This is a genomic window from Streptosporangium minutum (assembly GCF_002149035.1).
GTDB lineage: Bacteria > Actinomycetota > Actinomycetes > Streptosporangiales > Streptosporangiaceae > Streptosporangium > Streptosporangium minutum.
The window spans coordinates 1-7,183 of the sequence record NZ_NGFP01000366.1; the positions used below are offsets into that span (position 1 = coordinate 1).

The 7,183-nt window shown below is 70.4% G+C and carries 8 protein-coding genes; 2 read left to right on the plus strand and 6 right to left on the minus strand.

Going from position 1 to position 7,183, the window contains the following annotated elements; genetic code table 11:
• From CA984_RS41485 to CA984_RS41500, 4 genes are all read right to left on the minus strand, one after another.
• A partial coding sequence (locus tag CA984_RS41485; RefSeq protein ID WP_207621239.1) for an ABC transporter ATP-binding protein occupies window positions 1-1,231 on the minus strand: 1,231 nt, incomplete at its 3' end.
• A complete protein-coding gene (locus CA984_RS41490; protein ID WP_086578819.1) occupies window positions 1,231-2,004 on the minus strand; it encodes an ABC transporter permease in 774 nt (257 codons plus the stop codon). The genes CA984_RS41490 and CA984_RS41485, both read right to left, overlap by 1 nt.
• Window positions 1,997-2,872 carry an ABC transporter permease gene (locus CA984_RS41495; protein ID WP_207621240.1) on the minus strand — a complete coding sequence of 292 codons (876 nt, stop codon included), beginning with the start codon at window positions 2,870-2,872 and terminating at the stop codon, window positions 1,997-1,999. The genes CA984_RS41490 and CA984_RS41495 overlap by 8 nt, the downstream gene beginning before the upstream one ends.
• The gene (locus tag CA984_RS41500; RefSeq protein WP_086578815.1) at window positions 2,869-3,996 is read right to left on the minus strand and encodes a polyamine ABC transporter substrate-binding protein; all 1,128 of its coding nucleotides are present in this window, start codon (window positions 3,994-3,996) and stop codon (window positions 2,869-2,871) included. The genes CA984_RS41495 and CA984_RS41500 overlap by 4 nt, the downstream gene beginning before the upstream one ends.
• A gap of 143 nt (window positions 3,997-4,139) precedes the next feature.
• On the opposite strand from CA984_RS41500, the gene CA984_RS41505 reads away from it, so the two are divergent.
• Window positions 4,140-5,297, plus strand: a complete 1,158-nt coding sequence (locus CA984_RS41505) for an aminoglycoside phosphotransferase (RefSeq protein ID WP_133061941.1) — start codon at window positions 4,140-4,142, stop codon at window positions 5,295-5,297.
• A 114-nt stretch (window positions 5,298-5,411) separates the two neighbouring features.
• A complete protein-coding gene (locus CA984_RS41510; protein ID WP_086578817.1) occupies window positions 5,412-6,380 on the plus strand; it encodes an SIS domain-containing protein in 969 nt (322 codons plus the stop codon).
• 39 nt (window positions 6,381-6,419) lie between these two features.
• On the opposite strand, the gene CA984_RS41515 is transcribed toward CA984_RS41510, so the two are convergent.
• Window positions 6,420-6,881: a DUF742 domain-containing protein gene (locus CA984_RS41515; protein ID WP_086578818.1), complete on the minus strand. Its 462-nt coding sequence runs from the start codon at window positions 6,879-6,881 to the stop codon at window positions 6,420-6,422.
• Between the two features lie 3 nt (window positions 6,882-6,884).
• The coding region (locus CA984_RS41520) for a hypothetical protein (RefSeq protein WP_165781615.1) at window positions 6,885-7,183 on the minus strand (299 nt) is incomplete at its 5' end.

Sequence of the window (7,183 nt, forward strand, 5' to 3'; positions counted from 1 at the left end):
CCCCCGCCGTCTCCCCAGCACCTGCCGAGTCCTCCGCGTCCTCCGCCTCCTCGACGTCCTCAGCGGCTACCGCGTCCTCAGCGTCCCCGGCTGCCGTACCCTCGGCATCCTCAGCCTTCTCGCCGTCCACCGTGCCATCGACGGCTGCCGCGACCTCGGTGTCCCCGGCGTCCGCCGCGCTCTCTGAGCTCTCGGCCGCCGCCACGTCCTTGGCGTCCTCCGTGTCGTCGGCGACCTCGCCGTCCACCGCGCTCTCGGAACTCCCGACGTCCTCGGCGTCCACCTCGACCTCGGCGACCTCGACTTCCTCGGCGTCCGCCGTGTCGTCGGCGACATCGACTTCCTCGCCGGCGACGACCGCGCTCTCCGCCTCCGCCGGCCCGTGGCCGAGGCTGATCAGCCTCAGCCGCTCCGGCCGTACGGCGAGCAGCGCGGACGTGCCCTCCTCCAGGTCGGACAGGCCGGGCAGGACGCCGAGGCCGTCGCTGGACAGACCGTCCGCGCACGCCTTGCCCTCGAAGAGGTTGTTGGCGCCCACGAAGTCGGCCACGAACGGCGTGCGCGGCCGCTCGTACAGCGTCACCGGCGCGTCCACCTGCTCCACCTTGCCCGCGCTGAAGACCGCGATCCGGTCGGCCAGCGACATGGCCTCCTCCTGGTCGTGGGTGACCACGACGAAGGTGATGCCGACCTCGTTCTGGAGCCGCTTGAGCTCCAGCTGCATCTCCGCGCGCACCTTCTTGTCCAGCGCGGACAGCGGCTCGTCCAGCAGCAGCAGGCGCGGCCGCTTCACGATCGCACGGGCCAGCGCGACGCGCTGCCGCTGGCCGCCGGAGAGCTGCTGCGGCTTGCGCTTGGCCATCGCGGCCAGGCCGACCTTCTCCAGGACCTCCTCGACCCGCTCGCGGATCTCGGCCTTGGGCAGCTTCTCCCGCTCCAGGCCGTAGGCGACGTTCTTCGCCACGGTCATGTGCGGGAACAGCGCGTACGACTGGAACATGAGGTTGACCGGGCGGCGGTGCGCCGCCTGGCCGAGCAGGTCCTCACCGTCGAGCGTGACGGTGCCCGAGTCGGGGGCCTCGAACCCGGCCAGGATCCGCAGGAGGGTGGTCTTGCCGCAGCCACTGGGCCCCAGCAGCGCGAAGAACTCCCCCTGCCGGATCTCCAGGGAGATCTCCGACAGCGCCGTGACGTCGCCGAACCGGCGGCTGACACCTGTGATCTGCAGCATTAGGACAGCGACTCCGTCAGTCGGGTCATCCGCTGGGCCACGATCACCACGGTGAAGCTCACGGCCAGCAGTAGTGTCGCCAGCGCGTTGATCTCCGGGGTGACCCCGAAGCGGACCATTGAGTAAATGACGATGGGCAGGGTGGGCGTGGTCGGGGCCGCCGTGAAGAACGCGATCACGAACTCGTCGATGGAGAGCGTGAACGCCAGCATGGCGCCCGCCGCGATACCCGGCATGAGCTGGGGCAGCGTGACACGGAGGAACGTGGTGAGGGGGGTCGCGCCGAGGTCCCTGGACGCCTCCTCCAGGGAGGTGTCGGTGTGGGTGAGCCGGGTGCGGACCACCGCGGTCACGAAGGCCATGCCGAACACCGTGTGCGCCAGCAGCACCGAGTGCAGGCCGAGGGTCATCTTGACCATGGCGTAGAACACCAGCAGGCCGATGGCCAGCACCAGGTCCGGCAGTACGGCCGGCAGCACGCCGAGCCCGTCCAGCAGCCGCGACTTGCTGTAGCGGGCCAGGCCCACCGCCAACAGGGTGCCGAGCACGGTGGCCAGCACCGTGGATCCGGCGGCCACGATCAGCGTGTTGACCAGGCCCTCCGCGACGGTGGCGTTCCCGGCCAGCTTGCCGTACCACTTCAGGCTGAGGCCGTCGAAGGAGTAGGGCGACTTGCCGGCGTTGAACGACATGACGACGAGCACCACGATGGGTGTGTACAGGAATACGTAGGTCGCCCAGAAGGGGACGTACAGCAGGCGCGGTTTACGCACGGCGGGCACTCCATGCCTGCACGAGCAGCAGGACGATCAGTACGGCGAGCAGCGCCAGGGTGAGGGCGGAGCCGAACGGCCAGTCACGCGCCTTGAGGAACTGGTCCCTGATCAGGTTGCCGACCATGATCGAGCGTCCGCCGCCGAGCAGCTCGGGGATGACGAAGTTGCCGAAGCTCGGCACGAAGACGAACATGCATCCGGTGATGACGCCCGGCAGGGTCAGCGGCAGCGTCACGGAGGCGAACGTGCGGGCGGGCCTGGCGCCGAGGTTGGCCGAGGCCTCGCGGAGCTGCGGGTCCAGCTTCTCGATCGCCGCGTACAGCGGGAGCACCATGAGCGGCAGATAGGAGTAGACCAGGCCGGTGACGATTGTGCCCTGGTTGTAGAGGAACTCGAACGGCCCCAGGCCGAGCTTGCCCAGAACCGTGTTGACCAGCCCGGGACCGCTGAGTAGAACGATCCAGGCGTAGATGCGGATCAGGAAGTTCGTCCAGAAGGGCATCACGATCGCGATCAGCGCGATCGTCTTCCACCTGGCGGGCAGCTGGGCGATCAGGTAGGCCGTGGGGTAGCCGACCAGCAGGGCGATCAGCGTGGCGGCCGTGGCCAGCTTCAGCGAGTCGAGCACGACGTCGAGGTAGATGGGGTCGATCAGCCGGGTGAAGTTCTCCCCGGTCAGCTCGTAGACGACGCCGCCGAACCGTCCTCTGCGGAAGAACGCGTAGCTGATGATCAGTGCCAGCGGGATCAGCATGAGCACGATCAGGTAGGTCAGGCCGGGACTGAGGAAGGCCAGCCGTCCGAGCACACGCGACCGGCGCGACCGCTGCTTCGCGGTCGCGCCGGAGACGGTAGAGCTTGTCACTTCGCGGCCTGAACCTCGGTGGCCAGGCGGGTGAACTTGGTGGAGTCCTCACCGAGGTCGATGATGGACTCGCCCTCGAGCAGCTGCGCCGGGCTCATCTGGAGCGGCTTGTTCTTCTCCTTGAGCTCCGCGGGGAGGGCGTCCATGGCGGCCTTGTTCGGGACCTTGTAGAGGATGTTCTGCGCGGCCCAGCCGTGGATCTCCGGGTCCAGGATGAAGTTGACGAACGCGTGCGCGGCTTCCTTGTTCTTGGAGGACTTCAGCACGACCATCGTGTCCACCCAGAGGTCGCTGCCCTCCTTCGGCACCACGAACTCGATGTTCTTCTCGCTGGTCGGGCACCAGCCGTCCCACGCCTCGGCCATCACGGCCTCGCCGCTGACCAGGCGCTTGCCGAAGTCGACGTCGTCGTAGCGGAGCAGGCTGGGCTTGGCCTCGATGAGCTTCGCCTTGACCTTGTCCAGGTCCTCGTCGCTCTTGGTGTTGACCGACAGGCCGAGCGCCTTGACGGCGGGCAGGGCCAGCCAGCGCTCGGTGGTCATCATGGTGACCTTCTTCTTCGCCTCGTCCGGCGGGCTGAGGATGTCGTTCCAGCTCGTCGGCGGCGTCTTCACCAGGTCGGTGCGGTAGCAGATACCGGTGGTGCCCCAGGTATAGGGGACGGAGAAGACGTTGCCCTTGTCGTAGGAGAGCTCCTTGGCCTCGGGGTAGAGGTTGGCCAGGTTGGGGATGAGCTCGGGGTGGAGCGGCTCCAGCAGCCCGGCCTCGTTGAGCGCCTGGGCGTACTGGCCGGAGACAAAGGCGACGTCGAGGCCGGTGTCGGCCCCGGTGGTCAGCTTGCCCATGATGATCTCGTTGGTGTCGTGCAGGGTGACCTTGAGCTCGGTCTTGAGTTTGTCCTTGACCCTCTTGGGAAGGTCTTCAGGGGTGTAACCCGGCCAGACCGAAATGGTGAGGCTCTGCTTGGACAGGTCCATGTTCGGGTCGAGCTGGGCGGACGAGGCGCTCGCGGCGGGCGCGGCGGCGGTGTCCGTGGACCCTCCGCCACAGGCCGAAACGGCGAGAGCGAGACCGGCGACCAGGGCGGCGGCCGGAAGACGACGGGTGTACCGGGCACGGGACACGACCGCTACTCCTTAAAATTTCAAGTGTAATTAGGGTAGACCGGCCGTTACGGACACGGCAGACCGAAACAGGAGTGTTGCAGCCAAGAATAACTTGGGCAAGACTTTGCCGGACATCACCCCTGGGAAGTTTGGTCTGTCTGTTGAATCCACGTTCAATATGGGATCGGCTCGACACCGTGCCGCACGCCGGCGACGGGCGGACCGGCGAGCTTCTCGCAGCCCTGAGCTGCGAGGTCTCCGCCCCGTTCGCGGTCCGCCACTTCCACCCGCTGCCGGACCCGTTGGCTCAAGGTTTTTCAATCGACGTTCAACTGTTACCGGCTGACGGCGTCCCTAAGGCCGCCGAACGCGGCTTCGACGTGGACCAGACCAATCGCTCGGTCGTCGTGGGCGAGAGCGTGGTCGTCAAGTGGCTCACCCCGCCGGCGCCGCTCCCCCAGCCGACCCCGGACATGTTCGCCCACCTGACCTCGGTCGGCTTCACCGCGACCGCCACGCCGTACGCGGCCGTCTCCCGCCGCGGGGACGACGGCGGCGAGCTGCTGCTCGCCCTGGTCACCGCCTACCTTCCCGACGCCAGGGACGGCTGGGAGTGGTGCGTGGACGAGGCCGTCTCCGGCGGCACGGAGTTCGCCGCCGACCTGGGCGTCCTGGCCGCCGACCTGCACGCCGCGATGGCCACCCCGTCCGCGACCTTCCCCGACCCCGTACGGCGGGCGCCCGCCGCCCCGAAGACGGGGACGACCGCCTGGTCCGTCCGCGCCGGAGAGGCCTTGGAGGAGGCGCTCACGCTGACCGACGGCGAGGACGGCGACTGGCTCGCCGCCCACGCCGACGCGCTCCGCGCCGAGCTGGCCCCCCTGGCCTGGGCGGACGCCACTCCGGTGATCCGCATCCACGGCGACCTGCACGTGGGCCAGACGCTCCGCTGGCGGGACGGCTACGCGGTGATCGACTTCGACGGCAATCCGACGGTCACCGGCGGCGACCCCTTCCAGCCCGCCGCCCGCGACCTCGCCCAGCTCATCACCAGCCTGGAACACGTCGGCCAGGTCGCCGTCAAGCGCCGCGACGCCCACCCCCTCGTGATCGCCGCGTGGGCCGTCGCCGCCCGCGAGGCGCTGGAGTCCGCCTATCTCGCCCGCCTCGCCGAACACGGCCACGCCTCCCTGCTGGACCGTTCCCTGCTGCGCCCCTTCGAGATCGAGCAGGAGTGCAGGGAGCTCATCTACGCCGCCCGTCACCTGCCCCGCTGGCGCTACGCCCCCATGGGCGTTCTACGGTCCTGGTACCGATAGACAGGCCCCCTCGGCAGCCGTGACCGCGCCGGGCGCCGGTCCCGGACCCGGTGTCCGGCCCCCGTGCCGGCCGGCGGGACCCGTGCGCCGGCCAACCGACCCCAAGGAGAAGAAGTGAACCCCGAGCTGTACCTCGCCGATCTGGAGGCCAAGCCCGCCGCGCTGGCCGATCTGGCGAGCGCCCTGGAGACCGGCGACCCGTTCGAGGGGCTCCCGACCGGGATCCGGCGGGTGCTCTTCCTCGGCATGGGCAGCTCCCGGTACGCCGCCGGGGTCGCCGCGCTGCGCCTGCGGTCCGTGGGCGTCGACGCGGTCGCCGAATACGCCTCGGCCTCCGTCTCCTACCCGGCCACCCCGGACACCCTGGTCGTCGCGGTCTCGGCCACCGGCGGCAGCAGGGAGACCCTCGACGCGGTCGCCCGGTACCGCGGCCGGTCCCCCGTCCTGGCGATGACCAACAAGCCGGGCTCCGCGATCACCGAGGGCGCCGACCTGGTGGTGCCGATGGTCGCGAGCGAGGAGCGCGGCGGCGTGTCCTGCCGGACCTTCCAGCACACCCTCGGCCTGCTCCTGGCCCTGCAGAACCGCCTCACCGGCGCGTCCGGCGCCGGGGCGGCCGTGCCCGGCCTGCTCCGCCGTACGGCCGAGGCCACCGCCGACCTCCTGGAGCGCCGGGGCCAGTGGCTGGACCCGGCGATGACCCTGCTCGACGGCCCCGCCGGGGTCTACACGATCGCCCCGGCGGAACGCCTGTCCTCGGCCGAGCAGTCCGCCCTGATGTTCCGGGAGGGCCCCCGTCGCGCCTCCGACGCCTGCGAGACCGGTGACTGGTCCCACGTGGACGTCTACCTCACCAAGACCCTCGACTACCGCGCCGTCATGTTCCCCGGCTCCCGCTACGACGACCAGGCCATGGACTGGATCCGCCAGCGCGGCTCCACCGTGCTCACCGTCGGCGGCGAGCTGCCGGACGCCAGGGCCGCCGTCCGCTACCTCCACGACGACGACGCCGACGTCGCCCTGCTCACCGAGACCCTGGTGGCCGAGCTGGTCGCCGCCCACTGGTGGCTGGACCAGCGCTGATCCCCGCCCCCTCCCGGGGCCCGTACGGCCGCGCCGCGGTCACAGGCGGTGCAGCCCGCTGAGGACGCGTTCCAGGAGGTGAGGGCCGGGGCCGTCCTGGTCGATCTGGGGATGGTGGACGCGGACCAGCCCCTCGGCCTCCATGTCCGAGACCAGGACGCGGGCCACGCCGAGGGGGATCCCGAGGAGGGCGGAGATCTCGGCGACGGACCGGATCTGGCGACAGAGATCGCTGATGACACGGTATTCGCGGATGTAGGACAGGCCGAGCTGGGCGGAGGTCGCGGAGGAGACCAGGGCCTCCATGGCGAGCCGGGTGCGCGGAGCGGTCCGGCCGCCGGTGACGGCGTACATCCGGACCAGCGAGCTCTCCTCCTCGGGCGGTTCACCGTACGGCGAGCCGTCGTACCCGGGAGTCCCCCCGGATCCGGAGGGCTCGTCCCACGATGGGCCGTAGCCGTCTCCCGGCCCCTGTCCGCCGCTCCGGTATCCGTCCTGCACGGCTCAGCTCTCCCGCGTCGGGAGTTCGTTGCGGGCCTTGCGCACGCCCTGCTGGAAACTCGACATCCGGCTGCGGACCCGCTCCGCCGAGATGGGGACCGCCGGCTGCGGCGGCTGGAGCGGGCCGGTGGCCCGGTTCACCGAACCGGGCACCAGGTTCGCCTTGGGGGTCCGTTTGGGCAGGCCCGACGTGGTCGTCCCGCCGAGCGCGGGCACGCTGGCGGCCTGGGCCGCCTGCCAGCCGGTGTCGGCGGGGGACGACCAGACCGGGGGCTCGGCGGGGCCGGCGGCCTCGTCGGGGC